Source organism: Streptomyces sp. NPDC048275 (assembly GCF_040652275.1).
GTDB lineage: Bacteria > Actinomycetota > Actinomycetes > Streptomycetales > Streptomycetaceae > Streptomyces.
On sequence record NZ_JBEZLR010000017.1, the window covers coordinates 29,387 to 52,433 of the forward strand.

19 protein-coding genes are annotated in these 23,047 nt (G+C 69.5%); 11 read left to right on the forward strand and 8 right to left on the reverse strand.

The genetic code is table 11. The features are described 5' to 3' along the window. Positions 1 to 252: 252 nt before the first annotated feature. The 5 genes from fdhD to AB0D57_RS13275 are packed head-to-tail and all read right to left on the reverse strand — an operon-like array spanning position 253 to position 6,863. A complete protein-coding gene (gene fdhD / locus AB0D57_RS13255; RefSeq protein ID WP_362071084.1) occupies positions 253 to 1,101 on the reverse strand; it encodes a formate dehydrogenase accessory sulfurtransferase FdhD in 849 nt (282 codons plus the stop codon). A 7-nt stretch (positions 1,102 to 1,108) separates the two neighbouring features. After that, positions 1,109 to 1,969 (reverse strand): 2Fe-2S iron-sulfur cluster-binding protein, encoded by an 861-nt coding sequence (locus tag AB0D57_RS13260; protein ID WP_362071086.1) that lies wholly within the window; start codon positions 1,967 to 1,969, stop codon positions 1,109 to 1,111. A 28-nt stretch (positions 1,970 to 1,997) separates the two neighbouring features. Beyond that, positions 1,998 to 3,971, reverse strand: coding sequence for an NAD(P)H-dependent oxidoreductase subunit E (locus AB0D57_RS13265; protein ID WP_362071088.1), 1,974 nt, complete (start codon positions 3,969 to 3,971; stop codon positions 1,998 to 2,000). 4 nt (positions 3,972 to 3,975) lie between these two features. Beyond that, positions 3,976 to 5,895: a molybdopterin-dependent oxidoreductase gene (locus AB0D57_RS13270; RefSeq protein WP_362071090.1), complete on the reverse strand. Its 1,920-nt coding sequence runs from the start codon at positions 5,893 to 5,895 to the stop codon at positions 3,976 to 3,978. Next, complete coding sequence (locus AB0D57_RS13275; RefSeq protein ID WP_362071092.1) at positions 5,892 to 6,863, reverse strand: 2-dehydropantoate 2-reductase; 972 nt, start codon at positions 6,861 to 6,863, stop codon at positions 5,892 to 5,894. Before AB0D57_RS13275 ends, AB0D57_RS13270 begins: the two co-directional genes overlap by 4 nt. Before the next feature lie 240 nt (positions 6,864 to 7,103). Here AB0D57_RS13275 and AB0D57_RS13280 point away from each other — a divergent pair, with 240 nt between their 5' ends. From AB0D57_RS13280 to AB0D57_RS13295, 4 genes are all read left to right on the forward strand, one after another. Then, on the forward strand, positions 7,104 to 8,438 hold the full coding sequence (locus AB0D57_RS13280) for an OFA family MFS transporter (protein ID WP_362071094.1): 1,335 nt from the start codon (positions 7,104 to 7,106) through the stop codon (positions 8,436 to 8,438). Next, positions 8,404 to 8,544: a hypothetical protein gene (locus tag AB0D57_RS13285; RefSeq protein WP_362071096.1), complete on the forward strand. Its 141-nt coding sequence runs from the start codon at positions 8,404 to 8,406 to the stop codon at positions 8,542 to 8,544. Before AB0D57_RS13280 ends, AB0D57_RS13285 begins: the two co-directional genes overlap by 35 nt. Before the next feature lie 259 nt (positions 8,545 to 8,803). Further along, positions 8,804 to 9,742 (forward strand): beta-ketoacyl-ACP synthase III, encoded by a 939-nt coding sequence (locus AB0D57_RS13290; protein WP_362071098.1) that lies wholly within the window; start codon positions 8,804 to 8,806, stop codon positions 9,740 to 9,742. A gap of 156 nt (positions 9,743 to 9,898) precedes the next feature. Continuing rightward, positions 9,899 to 10,576 (forward strand): GntR family transcriptional regulator, encoded by a 678-nt coding sequence (locus AB0D57_RS13295; protein ID WP_362071100.1) that lies wholly within the window; start codon positions 9,899 to 9,901, stop codon positions 10,574 to 10,576. Between the two features lie 12 nt (positions 10,577 to 10,588). Here AB0D57_RS13295 and AB0D57_RS13300 read toward each other — a convergent pair whose 3' ends face one another. The 3 genes from AB0D57_RS13300 to AB0D57_RS13310 are packed head-to-tail and all read right to left on the reverse strand — an operon-like array spanning position 10,589 to position 12,700. Next, on the reverse strand, positions 10,589 to 10,885 hold the full coding sequence (locus tag AB0D57_RS13300) for a RyR domain-containing protein (protein WP_362071102.1): 297 nt from the start codon (positions 10,883 to 10,885) through the stop codon (positions 10,589 to 10,591). A gap of 3 nt (positions 10,886 to 10,888) precedes the next feature. Continuing rightward, the gene (locus tag AB0D57_RS13305; RefSeq protein ID WP_362071104.1) at positions 10,889 to 12,235 is read right to left on the reverse strand and encodes a toll/interleukin-1 receptor domain-containing protein; all 1,347 of its coding nucleotides are present in this window, start codon (positions 12,233 to 12,235) and stop codon (positions 10,889 to 10,891) included. 9 nt (positions 12,236 to 12,244) lie between these two features. Next, positions 12,245 to 12,700, reverse strand: a complete 456-nt coding sequence (locus tag AB0D57_RS13310) for a DUF4231 domain-containing protein (protein WP_362071106.1) — start codon at positions 12,698 to 12,700, stop codon at positions 12,245 to 12,247. Between the two features lie 264 nt (positions 12,701 to 12,964). Here AB0D57_RS13310 and AB0D57_RS13315 point away from each other — a divergent pair, with 264 nt between their 5' ends. The 7 genes from AB0D57_RS13315 (at position 12,965) to AB0D57_RS13345 (ending at position 22,983) form a co-directional block, all read left to right on the forward strand. Beyond that, positions 12,965 to 14,146 (forward strand): ROK family transcriptional regulator, encoded by a 1,182-nt coding sequence (locus tag AB0D57_RS13315; protein WP_362071108.1) that lies wholly within the window; start codon positions 12,965 to 12,967, stop codon positions 14,144 to 14,146. A 104-nt stretch (positions 14,147 to 14,250) separates the two neighbouring features. After that, positions 14,251 to 15,768 carry a sugar ABC transporter ATP-binding protein gene (locus AB0D57_RS13320; protein WP_362071110.1) on the forward strand — a complete coding sequence of 506 codons (1,518 nt, stop codon included), beginning with the start codon at positions 14,251 to 14,253 and terminating at the stop codon, positions 15,766 to 15,768. After that, positions 15,765 to 16,784: an ABC transporter permease gene (locus AB0D57_RS13325; protein WP_362071112.1), complete on the forward strand. Its 1,020-nt coding sequence runs from the start codon at positions 15,765 to 15,767 to the stop codon at positions 16,782 to 16,784. The genes AB0D57_RS13320 and AB0D57_RS13325 overlap by 4 nt, the downstream gene beginning before the upstream one ends. A 19-nt stretch (positions 16,785 to 16,803) precedes the next feature. Further along, entirely contained in the window at positions 16,804 to 17,844 is a 1,041-nt protein-coding gene (locus AB0D57_RS13330) for a substrate-binding domain-containing protein (RefSeq protein ID WP_362071114.1), read from the forward strand. 53 nt (positions 17,845 to 17,897) lie between these two features. After that, entirely contained in the window at positions 17,898 to 19,151 is a 1,254-nt protein-coding gene (locus tag AB0D57_RS13335) for a Gfo/Idh/MocA family oxidoreductase (protein WP_362071116.1), read from the forward strand. Between the two features lies 1 nt (position 19,152). After that, entirely contained in the window at positions 19,153 to 20,157 is a 1,005-nt protein-coding gene (locus AB0D57_RS13340; RefSeq protein WP_362071118.1) for a sugar phosphate isomerase/epimerase family protein, read from the forward strand. Between the two features lie 339 nt (positions 20,158 to 20,496). Next, a complete protein-coding gene (locus AB0D57_RS13345) occupies positions 20,497 to 22,983 on the forward strand; it encodes a PQQ-dependent sugar dehydrogenase (RefSeq protein ID WP_362071241.1) in 2,487 nt (828 codons plus the stop codon). The last annotated feature ends 64 nt before the right edge of the window (positions 22,984 to 23,047 follow it).

Here is a 23,047-nt window from a genome sequence, read left to right on the forward strand (position 1 = left end):
CGCCCCGGAGGCGAACCGAGCCCTGAAAAAAAGGGGGGTCGAGCACGGTCGCGCTCTCGACACAGGCTGTGGCGCCCCGGAGGCGAACCGAGCCCTGAAAAAAAGGGGGGTCGAGCACGGTCGCGCTCTCGACACAGGCTGTGGCGCCCCGGAGGCGAACCGAGCCCTAAAAAAAGGGGGGAGCGGAGCCCCTTCGGCGCAGGGGGCGCTCCCCGCCGTTCGGGGCCCCGCCGCCGTGTCGCGGGGAGCCGGTCAGCCCTGGGCGGCCGCGGCCCGCAGGGCAATGCGGTGCTCGCCCGCGTACACGTTCATGGAAGCCCCGCGCAGGAAGCCGACCAGGGTCAGGCCTGTCTCGGCGGCCAGGTCCACGGCCAGCGACGACGGAGCCGAGACCGCCGCCAGGACCGGAATCCCGGCCATCACCGCCTTCTGCGCCAGTTCGAAGGAGGCCCGGCCCGAGACCAGCAGGATCGTGCGGGACAGCGGCAGCGTGCCGTTCTGCAGTGCCCGGCCCACCAGTTTGTCGACCGCGTTGTGCCGGCCCACGTCCTCACGGATGTCGACCAGCTCACCGTCCTCGGTGAACAGCGCCGCCGCGTGCAGACCCCCGGTCCGGTCGAACACCCGTTGGGCCGCGCGCAGCCGGTCGGGGAGGCTCGCGAGCAGTTCGGGTTCCACCCGGACCGGGGGAGTGTCGGCGATGGGCCAGCGGGTCGTCGTACGGACCGCGTCCAGGCTCGCCTTGCCGCACAGGCCGCAGGACGAGGTCGTATAGACGTTCCGTTCGAGTGTGATGTCCGGGATGACGACGCCCGGCGCGGTCCGCACATCCACCACGTTGTACGTGTTCGAACCGTCCACCGTGGCGCCCGCGCAGTACACGATGCTCTGGAGATCCTGCTGCTCGGCGAGCACCCCCTCGCTCACCAGGAAGCCCGCCGCCAGCGCGAAGTCGTCGCCCGGCGTGCGCATGGTGATCGCGAGCGGCTTGCCGTTGAGGCGGATCTCCAGGGGTTCCTCGGCGACGAGCGTGTCGGGGCGGGTACTCACGGCCCCGTCCCGGATGCGTATCACCTTGCGTCGTTCCGTGACTCGTCCCATGTCCTCTTCAGTCCCGGTTCTGTACGTGCTGGTAGCCGAAACGGCCCTTGATGCAGAGGTTGCCGTGGGTCACCGGGTTGTCGTGCGGAGAGGTGACCTTCACGATCTCATTGTCCTGCACGTGCAGAGTGAGGTTGCAGCCCACGCCGCAGTACGCGCACACCGTGGTCGTTTCGGTCTGCGCGGACTCGTCCCACGTACCCGCCGCACGCATGTCGAACTCCGACTTGAAGGACAGTGCTCCCGTCGGGCAGACCTCGATGCAGTTGCCGCAGTAGACGCATGCCGAGTCCGTCAGCGGGGCGTCGTGCTCGACGGCGATCCGGGCGTCGAAACCGCGCCCGGTGACCGAGATCGCGAAGGTGTTCTGCCACTGGTCGCCGCAGGCGTCGACGCACTTGTAGCAGAGGATGCACTTGTCGTAGTCGCGGACGTAGAGGTCGTTGTCGATCCTCGGCTCCTCGTCCACACGGGCGGCGTCCGGGCCGAAGCGGTCCGGCTTCGCCTCGTACTCCTTGATCCATTCGGCCACCTCGGGTGTGGTCGACATATCGACCGAGGAGGCCAGGAGCTCGAGGACGATCTTGCGGCTGTGCCGGGCGCGCTCGGTGTCCGTGCGCACCTGCATGCCGGCCTCCGCCTGGCGCGAGCAGGCCGGGGCGAGGGTGCGCGAGCCCTCGACCTCGACGACGCAGACGCGGCAGGCGTTCTTCGGTGTGAGCGTGTCTCCCTGGCAGAGGGTGGGCACGTCCTTGCCGGCGGCCCGGCAGGCGTCGAGGATCGTCGAGCCCTCGGGAGCCCGCACCTGCTCACCGTCGAGCGTGAATTCCAGCAGACGGCGGGGGATTCCCAGCGGTGTCACGGTCATGCGGCAGCCTCCGTCCGGTCGGTCGCGGTCATTCGTACGCCCCCAAGCGGTCGATGGCGGATTCCACGGCGTTCCACGCGGTCTGTCCGAGACCGCAGATCGAGGCGTCCCGCATGGCACGGCCCACCTCGCGCAGCAGCGCGATGTCCCCCGCGGCCTCGGCGCCCGCGCGCTCCACGATCCGGTGCAGCGCCTCCTCCTGGCGCACGGTCCCCACCCGGCACGGCACGCACTGGCCGCAGGACTCGTCGCGGAAGAACTCGGCGATCCGCAGCAGCAGCCGCGGCAGCTCGACCGTGTCGTCGAAGGCCATCACCACGCCCGAGCCGAGTGTCGTGCCCGCCTGACGGGTGCCTTCGAAGGTGAGTGGTATGTCCAGCTCGTCGGGTCGTACGAAGCCGCCGGCCGCGCCGCCGAGAAGGACCGCGCGCAGACGTTCACGCACCCCCGCCGACTCCAGCAGCTCACCCAGCGTGGCCCCGAACGGCAGCTCGTAGATACCGGGCCGGTCCACGCTCCCCGACACGCAGTACAACTTCGGGCCCGTGGAGCCGGGGGTGCCGATGGCGGCGTACGCCTGCGCCCCCATGGTGAGGATGGGCAGCACGTTGACCAGGGTCTCGACATTGTTCTCGGCAGTGGGTTTGCCGAACAGACCCTTCTCCACAGGGAAGGGTGGTTTCGAACGGGGCTCTCCTCTGTAGCCCTCGATCGAGTTGAACAGGGCGGTCTCCTCGCCGCAGATGTACGCGCCCGCACCACGCCGGATCTCGATGTCGAAGGCGTATCCCTGGCCCAGGACGTCGTCGCCGAGCAGGCCACGCGCGCGTGCCTGCCCGATGGCGTGCTCCATGCGGTGCAGCGCGCGCGGGTACTCGCCGCGCAGATACAGATAGCCGTGGTGCGCGCCGACCGCGTACGCCGCGACCGTCATCGCCTCGACGAGCGCGTACGGGTCGCCCTCCATGACCAGCCGGTCCTTGAAGGTGCCCGGCTCGGATTCGTCGGCGTTGCACACCAGATAGTGCGGATGGTCCGGCTGGGACGCCGTGGCCTGCCACTTGCGGCCGGTGGGGAAGGCGGCGCCGCCTCGCCCGACCAGGCCCGCGTCGGTCACCTCGCGGATCACCGCGGCGGGACCGATCGCGAACGCCCGGCGCAGCGCGGTGTACCCGCCGTGCGCCCGGTAGTCGTCCAGATCGGCGGGGTCCACCACGCCGACGCGGCGCAGCAGGATCAGTCCGTCCTGGCCGGCCTGCGGGACGGCGGCGGAGGCGGGTGGTTCGTCGGGGGCGGCGCCGGGGGTGGTGGCGGCGACGACGGCGGTGTCGAGGGTGGCGGGTGCGATGACGGCGGTGGCCCGGTGAGGAGGTCGCCCCCGCCGCCCCTTCCCATTCCCGACCCCGGGGGCTCCGCCCCCGGACCCCCGTTCGGCCTGAAGAGCCTCGTCCTCGAACTCCCCCAAGCTCTCGGCTTCGCTCGAGCAGGGGGGACCCCCATGACGGGCTGAAGATTCCTCCCCGGCCCGTATCACCAGCGCCGCCGGCGCCCGCTCGCACAGGCCCAGGCAAGGACTCCGCTCGACCGCGACCCCGCTCCCGAGCCCCAGTCGGGCCTCGACCCCCGCGCACAGATCGGCCGCCCCCGCCGCCGCACACGCGAGATCCGTACACACATGGAGCACGGTCGCCGGGCGCGGCTTCACCGAGAACATCGAGTAGAAGGTCGCGACCCCGTACGCCTCCGCGGGTGGAACCGTGAGACGGCGGCAAAGGTAGCCGAGGGCGCCCTCGCTGATCCACCCCACCCGATCGTTGATCGCGTGCAGCCCCGGCAACAGCAGGTCACGGCGTTCGCGTGCCTCGCGGCCACCGCGTGCCCACCGGAGGTCGGCGTCGGATCGGTCGGCGCCCTCCCACGAGGACTCCGGAGGGCCGAGCAGCGCGTCGACGGCCGCCCGCTCCTCATCCGTCGGTTTGCTGTCACCGAAGTGCAGGTCCACTACATCACCTCACTTGAATCGGGGCCGGCAGCTTCTCGATCCGGATGGCCGACGCCTTGAACTCCGCCGTCCCCGCGATCGGGCAGTTCGCCTCGATCGTCAGCTGGTTGGTGTCCACCTCGTCGGGAAAGTGCATGGTCATGAACGCGAGCCCGGGGCGCAGGGCGGTGTCGATCCACACGGGTGCCACGACGGATCCGCGCCGCGAGGACACCCGTACGTCCTCGCCCACCACGACCCCGTAGCGCTCCGCGTCCTCCGGGCACAGTTCGACGTACTCGCCGCGCCGCAGCGGCGACGCGAAACCGCCGCTCTGCACACCGGTGTTGTACGAGTCGAGCCGCCGTCCGGTGGTGAGCCGGATCGGGTAATTCTCGTCCGTCAGGTCCACCGGCGGGTCGTGCTGGACGAGCCCGAAGGGCGCGAGACGGCCGCGCTCGGCGGGGTCCGCGGCCCACAACCGGCCGTGCAGATACGTCGGTTCGAGCCGCGTGGGGTCCGGGCAGGGCCACTGGATGCCCTGGTGCTCCTCCAGCCGCTCGTACGTCATCCCGTAGTGGTCCGGCGACACCGACCGCAGCTCGTTCCACACGGTCTCGGCGTCGGCGTACTTCCACTCGTGGCCGAGGCGCGTGGCGAGGTCGCAGAGGATGTCGATGTCCTCACGGGCCTCGCCGGGCGGGGTGACCGCGGCGCGGACCCGCTGAACCCGCCGCTCGCTGTTGGTGGTTGTCCCCTCCGTCTCCGCCCACCCGGCGGTCGCGGGCAGCACGACATCCGCCAGCTCGGCCGTCTTCGTGAGGAAGATGTCCTGTACGACGAGGAAGTCCAGGGCGCTCAGCCGCCGCACTGCCTGTTCGCTGTCGGCCTCGGACTGCGCTGGGTTCTCCCCGATGCAGTAGACGGCCTTGAGCGTGCCCTCCTCCATGGCTTCGAACATCTCCGTCAGATTCAGCCCGTAGTGCGGCTGGATGACGGTGTCCCAGGCGGACTCGAACTTCAGCCGCGCGTCGGGGTCGAGGATGTCCTGGAAGCCGGGGAGCCGGTTGGGGATGGCGCCCATGTCGCCGCCGCCCTGCACGTTGTTCTGGCCGCGCAGTGGCTGGAGCCCGGAGCCGTAGCGGCCCACGTGCCCGGTCAGCAGCGACAGATTGATCAGCGCGCGGACGTTGTCCGTGCCGTTGTGGTGCTCGGTGATGCCGAGTGTCCAGCACAGCTGGGCGCGCTCGGCGCGGGCGTACGCGTGCGCCAACTCCCTTATCGCCGCGGCCGGTACGCCTGTCACCTTCTGGGCGAGCGACAGCGTCCATGGCTCGACCAGCTGTTTGTACTGCTCGAAGCCGCTGGTCGCCCGCTCGATGAAGGCGTGGTTGGCGAGGCCCGCGTGGATGATCTCGCGGCCGATCGCGTGCGCCATCGGGATGTCGGTGCCGACGTTCAGGCCGAGCCAGCTCTCCGCCCACTCGGCCGTGGAGGTGCGGCGTGGGTCGACCGCGTACATCCGGGCGCCGTTCCTGATCCCCTTCAGCACGTGCTGGAAGAAGATGGGGTGCGCGAAGCGGGCGTTGGAGCCCCACATCACGATGAGGTCGGTGTGCTCGGCCTCGGCGTACGAGGAGGTGCCGCCGCCCGAGCCGAAGGCCGCCGACAGGCCGGCGACGCTCGGGGCGTGGCAGGTGCGATTGCAGGAGTCGACGTTGTTCGTGCCCATCACGACCCGGGCGAACTTCTGGGCCACGTAGTTCATTTCGTTGGTCGCACGGGCGCAGGAGAACAGGCCGAAGGCGCCGTGTGCGGCACTCAGTCCCGCGGCCGCGCGGGTCAGTGCCTCGTCCCAGGTGGCCTGGCGGAAGGGCTGGTCGCGCGAGTCCCTGATGAGCGGATGAGTGAGTCGGGTGTAGATCTTCGGGTCGCGTTTCCTCATGCGGCGCTCCTCAACGCGAGCAGGTCCGAGATGGCGTGGACGGTACGGAGCGTCGGCACCGGGACTTCGGTGATCTCCGCCAGCTCCACGACGGCCGCCAGCAGCACGTCCAGTTCGAGCGGTTTGCCGCGCTCCAGGTCCTGGAGAGTGGAGGTGCGATGGTCGCCGACGCGTTCGGCGCCGGCCAGCCGCCGTTCGATGGAGACGCCCACCTCGCAGCCGAGGGCCTGGGCGACCGCGAGCGTCTCGGTCATCATGATCTCGATGACCCTGCGGGTGCCGCCGTGCAGGCACATCTGCCGCATCGTCGCGCGGGCCAGCGCGCTGATGGGGTTGAAGGAGATGTTGCCGAGCAGCTTGAGCCAGATGTCGTTGCGCAGGTCCTGCTCGACGGGGCATTTGAGGCCGCCCGCCTGCATGGCCTCGCTGAACGCCCGACAGCGCGGGGAAAGAGAGCGGTCGGGTTCGCCGATGGAGAACCGGGTGCCTTCGAGGTGTCGTACGACTCCCGGTCCTTCGAGCTCGGTCGCGGCGTAGACGACACACCCGATGGCCCGTTCGGGCGCGAGCACCGCACTGACCGCGCCGTCGGGGTCCACGCTCTCGACACGGTGGCCGTCGTGCGGGCCGCCGTGCCGGTGGAAGTACCACCAGGGGATGCCGTTCTGGGCGGCGATGACCGCCGTCGTGTCGTGCAACAGGGGCTCGATCAGCGGCCCGCACGCCGCGTACGAGTTGGCCTTCAGACCCAGCAGGACGAAGTCGACCGGGCCGACCTCGGCCGGGTCGTCCGTGGCATGGGTGCGCGCGGTGAAGTCGCCGCGCGGGCTGAGTACATGGACTCCGTGCTGCCTCATGGCCGCCAGATGCGGTCCACGGGCGATGAGGTGCACATCGGCGCCTGCGCGGTGCAGCGCGGCGCCGACGTAGGCGCCGATCGCACCGGCGCCGAGAACGGCGACTTTCACTGGGGGCGCTCCGTTCGGTCGAGGGTACCGAGGAACTGGGCGAACTATGTCGACGAAATATTGTCTACAGTATGGAACTTGGACCAGCAAGACTTCGCGCAGCACCTGGGCCGGTGACCATGGAGAGAGGTCATGGGGCCGACCGTTCGTCGCGCCGTGGATACCGCTCACCGCATACGGTCGACGAGTTGGCGTCGGGCAACTTCCCAACCGGGCAACCGATTCCTATCGTTCGGGATCATGAGTCCACCTGTCGCACCGCCCGGCTGGAGCCGCTGGCTCGTGCCGCCCGCAGCCCTGTCGGTCCACCTCTCCATCGGCCAGGCCTACGCCTGGAGCGTCTTCAAGCCGCCGCTCGAATCCGCCCTCGGCCTCAGTGGCACCCAGAGCGCGCTGCCGTTCCAGCTCGGCATCGTCATGCTCGGTCTGTCCGCCGCGTTCGGCGGCACGCTCGTGGAGCGCAACGGGCCGCGCTGGGCGATGACGGTCGCCCTGGTCTGCTTCTCCACCGGCTTCCTGATCGCCTCGCTCGGCGCCGCCACCGAGCAGTACTGGCTGATCGTGTTCGGCTACGGCTTCGTCGGCGGCATCGGCCTCGGCATCGGCTACATCTCGCCCGTCTCGACCCTGATCAAATGGTTCCCGGACCGGCCCGGCATGGCCACCGGCATCGCGATCATGGGCTTCGGCGGCGGCGCGCTGATCGCCTCGCCATGGTCCGCGCAGATGCTGAAGTCCTTCGGCTCCGACTCCTCCGGCATCGCCCTCGCGTTCCTCGTGCACGGGCTGTCGTACTCCGTCTTCATGCTGCTCGGCGTGCTGCTGGTGCGGGTGCCCCGCCATGACAAGCCGGTCAAGGCGGGCCCCGGGCCGCTCGACGGGGTGCAGGTGTCCGCGAACAACGCCGTGCGCACCCCGCAGTTCTGGTGCCTGTGGGTCATCCTGTGCATGAACGTGACCGCGGGCATCGGCATCCTCGAGAAGGCCGCCCCGATGATCACGGACTTCTTCGCGGACACCTCCACACCGGTGTCGGTCTCCGCGGCCGCGGGCTTCGTGGCACTGCTCTCGGCGGCGAACATGGCGGGCCGGATCGGCTGGTCGTCCACGTCCGACCTGATCGGCCGCAAGAACATCTACCGCGTCTATCTCGGTGTGGGCGCGTTGATGTATCTGCTGATCTCGCAGTTCGGGGACTCGTCCAAGCCCCTGTTCATCGTCTGCGCGCTGGTGATCCTCTCCTTCTACGGCGGCGGCTTCGCCACCATCCCCGCGTATCTGAAGGACCTCTTCGGCACCTACCAGGTCGGCGCGATCCATGGCCGGCTGCTCACCGCCTGGTCCACGGCGGGCGTCCTCGGCCCGCTGATCGTCAACTGGATCGCGGACCGGCAGAAAGAGGCGGGCAAGCACGGCTCGGCGCTCTACGAGACCTCGTTCCTGATCATGATCGGGCTGCTGGCCGTCGGCTTCGTCGCCAACGAGCTGGTGCGCCCCGTCCACACCCGCCACCACATCCCCGCACCGAGGGAGGCCGCCGATGACGACTCCGTCCAGCCCCAGCAGTCCGCCTGAAGACCGCCGTGGGCTCATCGCCTTCACCTGGCTGTGGGTGGGGGCGCCGTTCTGCTACGGCCTGTACGAGCTCGTACTGAAGGCCAAGCAGCTGTTCACGGGGTGAGGCCCCGGCATGCTTGCGGACGGTGTGCGGGCGGACGGCGTGCGTGCGGACTTGTATGCGGACGGGCGATATGCGGACCCGACGGAGCGATATGCGGACCCGACGGGACGGTATGCGGACGTTGTTTCGGGCGTCCGCGGGCCTGACCGAAGCAGACAAGCCTGACGCCCCTTTCCTGTGGCAACACCTGCCGTCGTACTCGTGAGTCACTGATCAGACTGGAGGATCCCGCTAGCCAAGGCAACGAGGGGACCCCCCAATGAACGGCTCACGCATCGCGGCCGTCGGCCACTACCAGCCCGCCAAGGTACTCACCAACGAGGACCTGGCGGGCCTGGTCGACACCAGTGACGAGTGGATCAGGTCCCGGGTGGGCATCCGCACACGCCACATCGCCGGGCCCGACGAGCCCGTCGACGAGCTGGCCGCGTACGCCGCGGCCAAGGCGCTCGCGGCGGCGGGGCTGACCCCCGGCGACATCGACCTGGTCCTCGTCGCCACCTCCACGGCCATCGACCGCTCCCCGAACATGGCCGCCCGGGTCGCCGCCCGCCTCGGCATCCCGTCCCCGGCCGCGATGGACATCAACGTGGTCTGCGCGGGCTTCACGCACGCACTCGCCACTGCCGACCATGCCGTGCGCGCGGGGTCGGCGACGAGGGCGCTGGTCGTCGGCGCGGACAAGATGTCCGAGGTGACGGACTGGAGCGACCGTACGACCAGTGTCCTGGTGGGGGACGGGGCGGGGGCCGCGGTGGTCGAGGCCTCGCAGGATCCCGGTATCGGGCCGGTGCTGTGGGGCTCGGTGCCCGAGATGGGTCATGCCGTGCGCATCGAGGGCACGCCCCCGCGATTCGCCCAGGAAGGGCAGAGCGTCTACCGCTGGGCCACGACGCGGCTTCCCGTGATCGCCCGGCAGGCCTGCGAGCGGGCCGGGCTCGCGCCCGAGGAACTCGCCGGGGTCGTCCTGCACCAGGCGAACCTGCGCATCATCGAGCCCCTCGCCGCGAAGATCGGTGCCGTGAACGCCGTGGTCGCACGCGATGTCGTCGACTCCGGCAACACCTCCGCCGCCAGCATCCCGCTCGCCTTCTCGAAACTCGTCGAACGCGGCGAGATCAGCACCGGAGACCCTGTGCTGCTCTTCGGGTTCGGCGGCAACCTGTCGTACGCGGGACAGGTCGTCCACTGCCCGTGACGTGCACGGACGACAGGGTGTGACGAGCTCGACCTCTCCCGCCCCTGGCCATTGTGCGCCGTAGACTGTAGACGAAAGACAATCAATACTGGTTTTTCTGATACTGGCTCTTCGATGGCTTTGGCATTCGGCGGCTTTGGCAAGAGGGGGACCGCGATGTTGTCGACAGGACTGCCGCAGGGGGCGGTGCCCAGGCTCGAGCGGCCCGGCCCGCTGCGCGACCGTGTCTACGAAGCGCTGCTCGAACTCATCACGACCCGTGCCCTCCAGCCGGGCCAGCACCTGGTCGAGAGCGAACTCGCCGGGCATCTCGGGGTCTCCCGGCAGCCCGTGCGCGAGGCGCTGCAGCGGCTGAACACGGAAGGATGGGTCGATCTGCGGCCCGCCCAGGGCGCGTTCGTGCACGAGCCGACGGAGGAGGAGGCGGACCAGCTCCTCACGGTGCGCACGCTGCTGGAGGCCGAGGCGGCCCGGCTCGCCGCCGCCAACGCGGGCACCGCCGGCATCGCCGCGCTCGAGGAGCTGTGCGCCGAGGGCGAGCGCGCGGTCGCCGCCGACGACGTGGACGGCGCGGTCGCGATGAACGCCCGCTTCCATGCGAAGGTCATGGAACTGGCCGGCAACACGGTCCTGGCCGAACTGGCCGCGCAGGTCGACCGCCGGGTCCGCTGGTACTACACGCCGGTCGCCCGGCAGCGCGGCCGGCAGTCCTGGATCGAGCACCGCGACCTCATCGCCGCGATCGCCGACCGCGACGAGCCACGCGCCACCCAGGTCATGCGCGCGCACACGGAGCACACGCGCAAGACGTACCACGAGCGCGATAGGTCCTGACCACCGGTCGGTCTAAGCCGGCGGCACGATGCGGTACCCGAGGCTGAGGACGACCTTGATGGTCTCCACGGCAAGCTCCCTGTCGTACTCCTTCTCCGGCTCCGGCAGCTCCGGGTAGGGGACGAGGAGGGGATGCGTCAGCGCGGAGTCGCTCCGCTCCGCACCAAGACGCCAGCCCTCCGCCAGGCGGCGCCGAGCCCAGCGGGCATGCGCGTTCTCGGCTAGTTCCTCGACGAGCGCCAGCAGGCCCGCGTCGAGTTCGATTCCGCTGGTGTCAAGGGGAGCCGGTGTCCAGCCGTTCTCTGCCATGTCTCATGTTCCGGAGTAGTCGGGGGTGATCTGACCGGTGAAGAAGCCGTCCATGTCCTGGACGATCAGCGCGACCCGCTCGGCCTCGGTGAGGTCGGAGATGTCCGCGCCCTGTTCGGGGATCAGTTCCTCGGAACTGCCGTCGAGGAAATAGGGAATGATGGTCAGCCGCCCCTGGTCGCTGAGGCGACGGGCGGTTGCCAATTCCCGCCTGCACCACTCACTGCGCCAATAGGCCTGGCTCACCAGTGGGGCGAACACCTGGCTCGCCGCGAGTTGCTGCTCCAGCCGGTCCTGCCATTTCGAGCCGCGCGGGATCGTGTTGTTGTACACGTAGTGGAAGAAGGTGAAGTTCTGGAGCTTGAGGGCACGGCCGACCTCGCGCGACAGCGCGTCGTCCGGTCCCGCCGTGCTGAGGAAGATCTTGCCGTCGGTGCGGCCGGTGCTGCGGATGTATCCGATTCCCTCGTCGAGATTGCGGAACTGCTGCCGAGGAAGGTCGAACCGCTCCAACTGCTGCTCCAGCCGAGCGGCGAACTCACCGGGGCTGTTCCACCACAGCACGGAATCCTGCTCGAAGGTGGCCTGGCGCAGGGTTTCGCCCACGACCAGGTCCGGGACGCCCGGCCGCGGACCGCCCGCGGGGTCGTGGTGAATGACGTTCAGAGTCGGGATGGACCGGCCGAGAAGCAGATGGAAGAGCCGGTCGAGAGGCTCCTGACCGCCGATGTCGATGACGACGAAGTCGAGCGGGTCGAGCTGGAGGGGAATCTTCGCCTGATCCTTGAAGGCGACGTCCACCTCTTTCACCGCATACCCGAACTTCGCCAGGGTCTGGGTGATCAGGGGCTTCGCCGCCCGGTACGCGGGAGTGTCGGGTACCGCGAGCCCCACTTCGCCGACCAGCTGGTCTCCCGCTGAGGAGTAACCCTGTGCCTTGAGGGCGAGCTGCCGGATCGGCTGCTCGAAGCCGCCATAGGTGTCCAGCTCGTCCCGGTCGAAGACGAACCGCTCCTGGACATTGGGGAAGTGGTACCCGGGGACACCCTTTTCGACAAAGACCAGCAGGGGCTTGATGGCCCGGGCCGCCAGCCCGTACTCGTAGACGATGAACGGCGAACACTTGAAGGCGGACTGATCCCGGCGCAGGGTCACCACGCCGACGAAGCAGGCACTGCGGCGCATGGTCATCTCCAGATGACAGGTGGACAGCGCGCCGGCGGATTGCGGGTCGACCGTGAATCCGAATCCCTGCGCGTCGAAGGCGCGCCAGAAGAACTCGTTGACATCGCGGTCTTCCCGCCGATAGCTGTGGCTGAAGTACGTGGGAATCCGGCGTGCCGCGACCATGACCGCTCTTCACTTCCCCGTGGACTCGTTGCGCGGGCTCGAGAGTTGAACCCAGGTGCCCATTTCCCGCTGTTCGATCCGCGACACACCGGCGGCGAGGTTCTTGTCCCGGGTGCTTTCGTCGTCGTACGGCCGGGAGCCGGTCAGATACAGCCGGCGCTCCATCTCGACGGCCTCGCGTGCCTGGCTGAACCGGAGATAGTCGTCCTGCCAGTGGAAGGTGGAACGCAGCCCGGTGATGACGACGACCAGGCCGCCCAGGACCGCGGGTATGCGCGCGTTCCCGGGCACGATGACCGCCGAAACCGGAATGGCCGCGGAGAGGATCAACTGCAGGACCTCGGTCAGCCGGAAGTACCTGCGGGCCTTGATGGCCGCGGCTCGGTACCACTCGTAGGACCCGTTGGCGATGCCCAGGGCATAGCCGGGGTCCGGGAACTCCTCGCGCGACGTCTCCGGCACCATGCGCTCCCCCCAGCACTTGACGACCACTGCTGCCCGCAGACACAGGGTAGCCGCGACGTCACTCGGCTGCCCATGGCTGCGGAGCCGGACCGCCGTGCGACCGCCCTTTGTCCTCTGAGTGGAGAAAGTTGTGGGTAATCTCTGCGCAACTTCTTCCCAGCCCCGGCAACCGCTGCTACGTTCCACTCGAAAGCAAGCCACACAGAAGTGGCCGGAACCCAACGGGCGCAGGCCGATTGAGGCGGGGAGGGGCTCGTGAGACGTATGACAGCTCGACCCGCGAACGCGCACCAGGCCCGGTTGCTCCGCCTGTTGCGAGACGGTGGCCCCAACTCCCGTGCCCAGCTGGGCGACCAGGTCGACCTCTCGCGGTCGAAGCTGGCCGTCGAGGTGGAACGGCTCCTGGAGACCGGGCTCGTGGCAGCCGACGGACTCGCCGCATCCCGCGGCGGCCGCCGCTCCCACAACATCCGGCTCGCACCGGGGCTGCGTTTCCTCGGCGTCGACATCGGGGCGACCTCGATCGACGTGGCCGTCACCAATCCGGAACTGGAGGTCCTGGGCCACATCAACCAGCCCATGGACGTCCGCGAAGGACCGGTCGCGGTCTTCGAGCAAGTCCTGTCCATGGCCGCCAAGTTGAAGGCCTCAGGGCTCGCGGAAGGGTTCGACGGCGCCGGAATCGGCGTGCCGGGTCCGGTCCGCTTCCCCGAGGGTGTTCCTGTCGCCCCGCCGATCATGCCCGGCTGGGACGGCTTCCCGGTTCGCGAGGCGCTCAGTCAGGACCTCGGCTGTCCCGTCATGGTCGACAACGACGTGAACCTCATGGCCATGGGGGAGCAGCACGCGGGCGTCGCGCGCTCCGTGGGCGACTTCCTCTGCGTCAAGATCGGAACGGGCATCGGTTGCGGCATCGTCGTCGGCGGTGAGGTCTACCGCGGTACGACGGGCAGCGCCGGAGACATCGGGCACATCCAGGCCGTGCCCGACGGGCGTCCGTGCGCCTGCGGCAACCGGGGCTGCCTGGAGGCGCATTTCAGTGGGGCCGCGCTCGCTCGCGATGCCACGGAGGCCGCCCAGCAGGGACATTCGCAAGAGTTGGCCGCCCGGCTGGAGGCGGCGGGCAGTCTGAGCGCCGTCGACGTCGCCGCCGCGGCCGCCGCGGGAGACGCCACCGCGCTCGGCCTGATCCGCGAGGGCGGCAACCGCACCGGCCAGGTCATCGCCGGGCTGGTCAGTTTCTTCAATCCGGGCCTGGTGGTGATCGGCGGCGGGGTGACGGGTCTCGGCCACACCCTGCTCGCCGCGATCCGCACCCAGGTCTACCGCCAGTCGCTGCCGCTGGCGACCGGCAATCTACCCATCGTGCTGGGTGAGTTGGGGCCGACCGCCGGAGTCATCGGCGCGGCCCGGCTCATCAGCGACCATCTGTTCTCTCCCGCGTAGCGCTCGCAAAAGTCACCGCGCCCTCTCTTCGTCACCTCACCGGCACAGCTCCCTGCTCTGCCCTGCCCTGAAACCGGCCCGCACGCCCGCCAAGGGGAACCGTCATGGCACCAGAACCACCGCTGCTCACCATGTCCGGCATCACCAAGTCGTTCCCCGGAGTCCGGGCCCTCGACGGTGTCGACCTCGACGTCCTGGCCGGCGAAGTCCACTGTCTGCTCGGCCAGAACGGGGCCGGAAAATCCACTCTCATCAAGGTCCTGGCCGGCGCCCACCAGCCCGACGACGGCACGATCGGCTGGCGCGGCGCACCCGTCGCACTTCGCTCTCCGATCGCCGCCATGCGCCTCGGCATCGCCACCATCTACCAGGAACTCGACCTGGTGGAAGGTCTGTCGGTGGCCGAGAACGTCCACCTAGGGCATGAACCCACGGCCGCCGGCTTCGTCGTACGGGGAAAGGCCGCCCGATCCTCAACTGCCGCTCTGCTGAAGCGACTTGGGCACTCCGAGATCGACCCGGCGCGACTCGTCGGTGAGCTGTCGGCCGCCCAGCAGCAGATCGTCTCGATGGCACGGGCGCTCTCGCACGACGTACGCCTCATCGTCATGGACGAGCCGTCCGCGGCCCTCGACCCCGACGAGGTCGACAACCTCTTCCGCATCGTCGGCGACCTCACCGCGGACGGAGTCGCCGTCGTCTACATCTCGCACCGGCTGGAGGAGATCCGTCGCATCGGCGACCGCGTGACCGTGCTGAAGGACGGCCGGGCGGTGGCGGGCGGACTGCCCGCGAAGTCCACGCCGACGCGTGAAATCGTGGCGCTGATGACGGGACGCAATGTGGAGTACGTCTTCCCGGACCGGCCCACCCGCACGCCGTCGTCCGAACCCGTGCTGAAGGTCCAAGGCCTCGCCCGTCAGGGCGAGTTCGCACCGCTCGACCTCGATCTGCGCCCCGGCGAGATCGTCGGCCTGGCCGGGCTCGTCGGCTCCGGACGCTCCGAGATCCTGGAGACGATCTACGGAGCGCGGAAGCCGACGGCAGGTCAAGTCCTGATTGATGGACGCCCATTGCGGCCCGGCAGCGTCGGCGCCGCCGTCCGTGCCGGACTCGGGCTCGCTCCCGAGGAGCGCAAGGCCCAGGCCCTGCTGATGCTGGAGTCCGTCACGCGCAATGTGTCGGTGTCCTCCATGTCCCGCTTCTCACACGGGGGTTGGATCGACCGGAGTGCCGAGCAGGGGGCCGCAAGGACGGCCACCCGCGAGCTGTCGCTGCGCCCCGACAACCCGTCCGTCCCGATCCGGACCCTGTCCGGCGGTAATCAGCAAAAGGCCGTCCTGGCTCGCTGGCTGCTGCGCGGCTGCCGTGTGCTGCTGCTCGACGAACCGACCCGCGGGGTCGACGTCGGCGCCCGCGCCGAGCTGTACGCGGTCATCCGGCGCCTCGCCGACGAGGGCCTCGCCGTTCTGCTGGTCTCCAGCGAAGTCCCCGAAGTGCTGGGCCTCGCCGACCGCGTGCTGGTGCTCCGGGAGGGCCGCGTCGTCCACACGGCGCCCGCCCGGGAGCTCGACGAACACCGCGTACTCGACCTCGTGATGGAAGGAAGCCCGGCGTCATGACGCAGCCCGTATCCCCGTCGCGGGGCAGCACCGACAAGGTGCCGCCGATGACCGAACTCCCCGCATGGCGCACGCTCGTGGCCCGCGCCGACGTCCGCACCCTCTCGCTCCTCGGTGTGCTCGCCGCGCTGATAGTCATCGGCGGCATCACCAAGCCCGATGAGTTCCTCGACACCCGCAACCTCCAACTCGTCCTCACCCAGGCCTCGGTGATCGGCGTCGTCACCGTGGGCATGACCTTCGTCATCACCTCCGGCGGCATCGATCTGTCGGTCGGCGCGATCGTCGCGCTCTCCTCGGTGTGGGCGACGACGGTGGCCACCCAGGAGTACGGCTTCGCGGGCATCCTCTTCACCGCGGTGCTCGTCGGCGTGGGCTGCGGCCTGGTCAACGGCCTGCTCATCGCGTACGGCGCGATGGTCCCGTTCATCGCGACGCTCGCCATGCTCGCCTCGGCCCGGGGCCTTGCCCTCCAGATCACCGACGGCCAGACCCAAGTAGTCAGCGTGGACGGGATATTGAAGCTCGGCGAGCGCGACTCGTACGTGCTGGGGATTCCCCCGCTGGTGCTCGTCTTCGCGGCCGTCACGATCGTCGGCTGGCTGATTCTCAACCGCACCACCTTCGGCCGGCGCACGGTCGCCGTAGGCGGCAACGCCGAGGCCGCGCGGCTCGCGGGCATCGACGTACGGCGGCAGCGCCTGTACCTCTATCTCCTCTCCGGACTGTGCTGCGGTATCGCCGCCTTCCTGCTGATCATCCTGTCCGGCTCGGGCCAGAACACCAACGGCAACCTGTACGAACTCGACGCCATCGCGGCCGCGATCATCGGCGGCACGCTGCTCAGCGGGGGCCGCGGCACCATCACCGGCTCGGTGCTCGGCGTCCTGATCTTCACCACGATCACCAACATCTTCGCGCTGAACAACCTGCAGAGCGACGTCCAGCAGATCGCCAAGGGCGCGATCATCGTCGCCGCGGTCCTGGTCCAACGGCGTACCGCAAGCACGACCTGACACGGAAGGGCCCACCACCATGCCAGAGCTCACAAGCCGCAGAGGACTGCTCTTCGGGACCGCCGCCGTCTCGGCCGGCGCCCTCCTCGTAGGCTGCACCAGCAACGACACCAAGGACGACGAGCCGGCCGGCAACAGTCAGCCCGCCGCCGACGACAAGCCGGGCAAGCAGGTCACCATCGGCTTCGCGGGGCCGCAGGCCGACCACGGATGGCTCAACGCCATCAACGACAACGCCAAGAGCCGAGCCAAGAAGTACTCCGACGTGACACTGGAGATCACCGAGGGCTCCAACGACACGGCCGCGCAGATCGGCCAGATCGAGACACTGATCAACAAGAAGGTCGACGTCCTGGTCGTGCTGCCCGCCGACGGCAAGGCGCTCACCCAGGTCGGGCTCCAGGCGATGCGCGCCGGGATCCCGGTCGTCAACCTCGACCGCATCTTCAACTCCCCGCAGGCCTACCGCTGTTGGATCGGTGGCGACAACTACGGCATGGGCCTCAGCGCCGGTCACTACATCGGCGAGAAGCTGAAGGACAAGCAGGACGCCCGGGTCATCGAGCTCGCCGGGATCGACAACCTGGAGCTCACCCAGCAGCGCACGCAGGGATTCGACGCGGCCCTGAAGAACTACCCGAACATCAAGAAGGTCGCCCGCCAGGCCGCCGAATTCACCGTCGAGTCGGGGCAGGCGAAGATGGCCCAACTCCTCCAGGCACAGTCGAAGTTCGACGCGCTGTGGAATCACGACGACGACCAGGGCGTGGGCGCGCTGCGGGCCATCGAACAGGCCGGGCGGGACGACTTCCTGATGGTCGGCGGGGCCGGCGCGCTGTCCGCCTTCCAGGCCATCGAGGCGGGCAACAGCGTCCTGAAGGCGACCGTGCTCTACCCGCCGACCATGGCCGCGTCCGCGATCGACCTCGCCCGCGCACTCGGCCAGGGCAAGGGTGTGAGCGGCCTCGCCGAGTACGAGATCCCGGCGTCGCTCACGCTCTACTCGGCCGTCGTCGACAAGGACAACGTCAGTCAGTACATGTCCACCGGCTTCAAGTAGATGCACCGCGCTCACACCCCCCACAGCGCCACGATGATGAGGAGGACATCCGTATGGGACAGCCGCACCAGGGCGGGGCAGCCGAGGCAGCCGGGACCGAGGAGGACAGGCAGCCGCTCGGCGTGGGCATGGTCGGTTACGCGTTCATGGGCGCCGCCCACTCACAGGGCTGGCGTACCGTGGGCCGCGTCTTCGACCTGCCGCGTCGCCCGGTCCTCGCGGCCGTCTGCGGCCGTGACGCGGGGGCCGTCCGCGCCATGGCCGACCGGCACGGCTGGGCGGCGGCGGAGACCGACTGGCGCGCGCTGATCGCCCGGGACGACGTCGACATCGTCGACATCTGCACCCCCGGCGACAGCCACGCCGAGATCGCCGTCGCTGCCCTGGCCGCGGGCAAGCACGTGCTGTGCGAGAAGCCCCTCGCGAACACGGTCGAGGAGGCGGAGCTGATGACCGAGGCCGCCGAAGCCGCCTTCGACCGCGGCCAGATGTCCATGGTCGGCTTCAACTACCGTCGGCTGCCCGCGACATCGCTGGCCCGCAACATGGTCGCGGAAGGCCGCCTGGGCGTGCTGCGGCACGTGCGGGTGACCTACCTTCAAGACTGGCTGGTGGACCCGGAGTTCCCCCTCACCTGGCGGCTGCGCAAGGAACATGCGGGGTCCGGCGCGCTCGGCGACCTGGGGGCCCACATCGTCGACCTCGCGCAGTATCTGGTCGGCGAACCGGTCGTCGGCGTCTCGGCGCTCACCGAGACGTTCGTACGGGAACGACCGCTGCCCGGCGGCGCGTCGAGCGGACTGTCCGCCGTATCGGAGACGGGCGGGCTCGGCACGGTCACCGTGGACGACGCCGCCCTCTTCACCGGCCGCTTCGCCTCCGGCGCGCTCGCCTCCTTCGAGGCATCCCGGTTCGCCACCGGCCGCAAGAACTCCCTGCGCATCGAACTCAACGGCGAGCGCGGCTCGTTGGCCTTCGACCTGGAACGCCTCAACGAACTCGCGTACCACGACCACACCGAGCCCGGCGCCCACGCGGGCTTCCGCCGCATCCTGGTCACCGAGCCCGACCACCCCTACCTGGAGGCATGGTGGCCGCCGGGCCACGGCCTCGGCTACGAGCACACCTTCGTGCACCAGGCCCGTGACCTGGTGCGGGCGATCGCGGAGGGACAGCGGCCCGAGCCGTCCTTCGCCGACGGACTGCAGGTGCAGCGCGTGCTCGCGGCGGTGGAGGAGAGCGCCGCGAAAAACTCCGTCCTCACCCCCATAGCGAGCTCCCCCGCACCGCTTCGAGGAGGCCTTTAGCATGCCGCGCACCTTCACACTCTTCACCGGCCAGTGGGCCGACCTGCCGCTCGAAGAGGTCTGCCGACTCGCCCGCGACTTCGGCTACGACGGACTCGAACTCGCCTGCTGGGGCGATCACTTCGAGGTCGACAAGGCGCTCGCCGACCCCGCGTACATCGACTCCAGGCACGCGCTGCTCGACAAGTACGGCCTCAAGTGCTGGGCGATCTCCAACCACCTCGTCGGCCAGGCCGTGTGCGACGCCATCATCGACGAGCGCCACCAGGCCATCCTGCCCGCCCGCATCTGGGGCGACGGCGAACCCGAAGGCGTACGGCAGCGGGCGGCCGCCGAGATCGCCGACACCGCGCGCGCCGCGGCGGCCTTCGGCGTCGACACCGTCATCGGCTTCACCGGCTCGGCGATCTGGCACCTGGTCGCGATGTTCCCGCCCGCACCCGAGTCGATGATCGAGCGCGGCTACGAGGACTTCGCGACGCGCTGGAACCCGATCCTGGACGTCTTCGACGCACAGGGCGTGCGGTTCGCGCACGAGGTCCACCCGAGCGAGATCGCGTACGACTACTGGACCACCCACAAGGCACTGGCGGCAGTCGACCACCGTCCTGCCTTCGGTCTGAACTTCGACCCGTCGCACTTCGTGTGGCAGGACCTCGACCCGGTCGGCTTCCTCTACGACTTCCGCGACCGCATCTACCACGTCGACTGCAAAGAAGCCCGCAAGCGGCTCGACGGCCGCAACGGCCGCCTCGGCTCGCATCTGCCCTGGGGCGATCCGCGCCGCGGCTGGGACTTCGTCTCCGCGGGCCACGGCGACGTCCCCTGGGAGGACGTCTTCCGCATGCTGCGCTCCATCGACTACGCGGGCCCCATCTCGGTCGAGTGGGAGGACGCCGGCATGGACCGGCTCCAGGGCGCACCCGAGGCCCTGACCCGCCTCAAGGCATACGACTTCGAGCCGCCGTCGGCATCCTTCGACGCGGCGTTCGGCGGCAACGACTAGGCCCTGTCGTCACAGTCCCGCCTGCCTCGCGACGCCATGCATGTTCCCCCAAGCTCTTCGAGCGGGGGACCCCTGCTCGGCGCACCGGCACAGACCCACGTACCACCAGTTCGAGGGCCTGTGCCCGGTGCGCCGAGGGCACGCACCTATGGCAGACATCAGCCGCTCCACGGCGGGCGCGAGGCCCGCCCTCCGGGCGGACGACGGGAATGTGACGACAGGACCCAGGCCGCGTCAGCACGTTCACGGACTTCCGGGGTGACGGCGCACCCCGGCGAATCGCACCCGCCCGTACGACCAGCCCCTTCATGGAGGCATTTCGTGCACCCGAACGGAAGTATCAGCAACCCCGGCAGATCCAGCCGACCCAAGGACCGCACCAGGCGCCGGAGACTCCGCGGGGCACTCGCCCTGCTGAGCGGCGCCCTGCTCGCCGCCGCGTCCCTCACCCTCACGGCACCCGCAGCCGTCGCCGACCCGGGAGCCGCGCCGGCGGCCGAGGACTTCCAGCAGGTCACCCTCGCCAAGGGCGAGCCCGAGGTCGGCGAGCCGATGTCGCTCGCCGTCCTCCCGGACCGCTCGGTCCTGCACACCTCCCGCGACGGCGAGCTCCGCCTGACCGACGCGGCCGGCAACACCAGGATCGCGGGCAAACTCGACGTCTACTCGCACGACGAGGAAGGCCTGCAAGGCGTAGGCATCGACCCGGACTTCACCGACAACCGCTTCATCTACCTCTACTACGCGCCGCCGCTGAACACCCCGGCGGGCGACGCCCCGGAGACCGGCACCGCGGCCGATTTCGCCCCCTTCGAGGGTGTCAACCGCCTCTCGCGGTTCGTCCTGAAGACCGACGGCACGCTGGACGCGGCCAGCGAGAAGCAGATCCTCGACGTCAAGGCGACCCGCGGCATCTGCTGCCACGTCGGCGGCGACATCGACTTCGACGCGGCCGGGAACCTCTACCTCTCCACCGGGGACGACTCCAATCCCTTCCAGTCGGACGGCTTCTCACCCATCGACGAGCGCGCCGATCGCAACCCGGTCTTCGACGCCCAGCGTTCGTCTGGCAACACCAACGACCTGCGCGGCAAGATCCTGCGCATCAAGGTGAACGCCGACGGCTCGTACTCCATCCCCGACGGCAACCTCTTCGCACCCGGCACGGACAAGACGCGCCCCGAGATCTACGCGATGGGCTTCCGCAACCCGTTCCGCTTCAGCGTCGACAAGGCGACCGGCATCCTCTACGTGGGTGACTACGGCCCTGACGCGGGCGCGGCCGACCCGGCTCGCGGCCCCGCCGGCCAGGTCGAGTTCGCGCGGGTGACAGGCCCCGGCAACTTCGGCTGGCCTTACTGCACGGGCGACAACGACGCCTACGTGGACTACGACTTCGCCACCAAGACCTCCGGTGCGGCCTTCGACTGCGCCGCGCCGAAGAACACCTCCCCCAACAACACCGGCCTCACCGACCTGCCCCCGGCGCAGCCCGCCTGGATCCCGTACGACGGTGCGTCCGTCCCGGAGCTCGGTGACGGCTCCGAGTCCCCGATGGGCGGCCCGGTCTACCACTACGACGCCTCGCTGGACTCGCCGGTGAAGTTCCCGCAGGCGTACGACGGGAACTTCTTCGCAGGGGAGTTCGGCCGCCGCTGGATCAAGCGGATCGTGTCGGACGGAAACGGCGCCGTGCAGTCCATCAACTCCGTCCCGTGGACGGGCACGCAGGTGATGGACATGGCGTTCGGGCCCGATGGCGCCCTTTACGTCCTGGACTACGGCACCGCCTGGTTCGGCGGCGACGAACACTCGGGTCTCTACCGCATCGAGAACGCCACCGACGGACACTCACCCGTCGCACAGGCCGCCGCCGACCGCACGTCAGGGCAGGCGTCGCTCAAGGTGCGCTTCTCCTCCGCCGGTTCGACCGACGCCGACGGTGACGCCCTCACCTACAGCTGGGACTTCGGCGACGGCGGCACGTCCACCTCCGCGAACCCCGCGCACAAGTACAAGAAGAACGGGACGTACACGGCGACCGTGACGGCGAAGGACGCCTCGGGTCGTACGGGCAGCGCCAGCGTGCAGATCGTGGTCGGCAACACCGCACCCAAGGTGGTGGTCGAACTGCCTCGCGACGGCCAGCTGTTCAGCTTCGGCGACGCCGTGCCGTTCAAGGTGAAGGTCACCGACCCGGAGGACGGCCGCACGATCGACTGCGCCAAGGTGACGGTCAACTTCATCCTGGGCCATGACAGCCACGGCCACCCGCTCACCTCGGCGACCGGCTGCACCGGCACCCTGCAGACCAGCGCCGACGGTGGCCACGACGACGACGCCAACATCTTCGGGGTCCTCGACGCCGAGTACACCGACGGCGGAGGAGGCGGCCAGGCCCCGCTGACCACCCACGACCAGAGCGTCCTCCAGCCCAAGCACCGCCAGGCCGAGCACTACGACGACGCCTCCGGGGTCACCGTCAACTCGCAGGCAACCGCGCACGGCGGAAAGACCGTCGGCGACATCGGCAACGGCGACTGGATCTCCTTCACGCCGTACGCCCTGGGCGGCGCTCAGAAGATCACGGCACGCGTCGCCTCCGCCGGCGCGGGGGGCACCCTCCAAGTCCGCGTGGGCTCCCCGACCGGCCGAGTGCTGGGCACCGCGACCGTGCCGGTGACCGGCGGCTGGGACACCTTCCAGGACGTCAGCGCCAACCTCTCGCGAGTGCCGAGCGACACCACCGAGCTCTACCTCGTCTTCAAGGGAAGCGGAACCGGCCCGCTCTACGCGGTGGACGACTTCACCTTCACGACGGGCTGACTCCGTAACGCCCGGATCAGGAAACTGCCCCTGAGGGCAACTGAGCGGCGGCGGGCGGGAGACG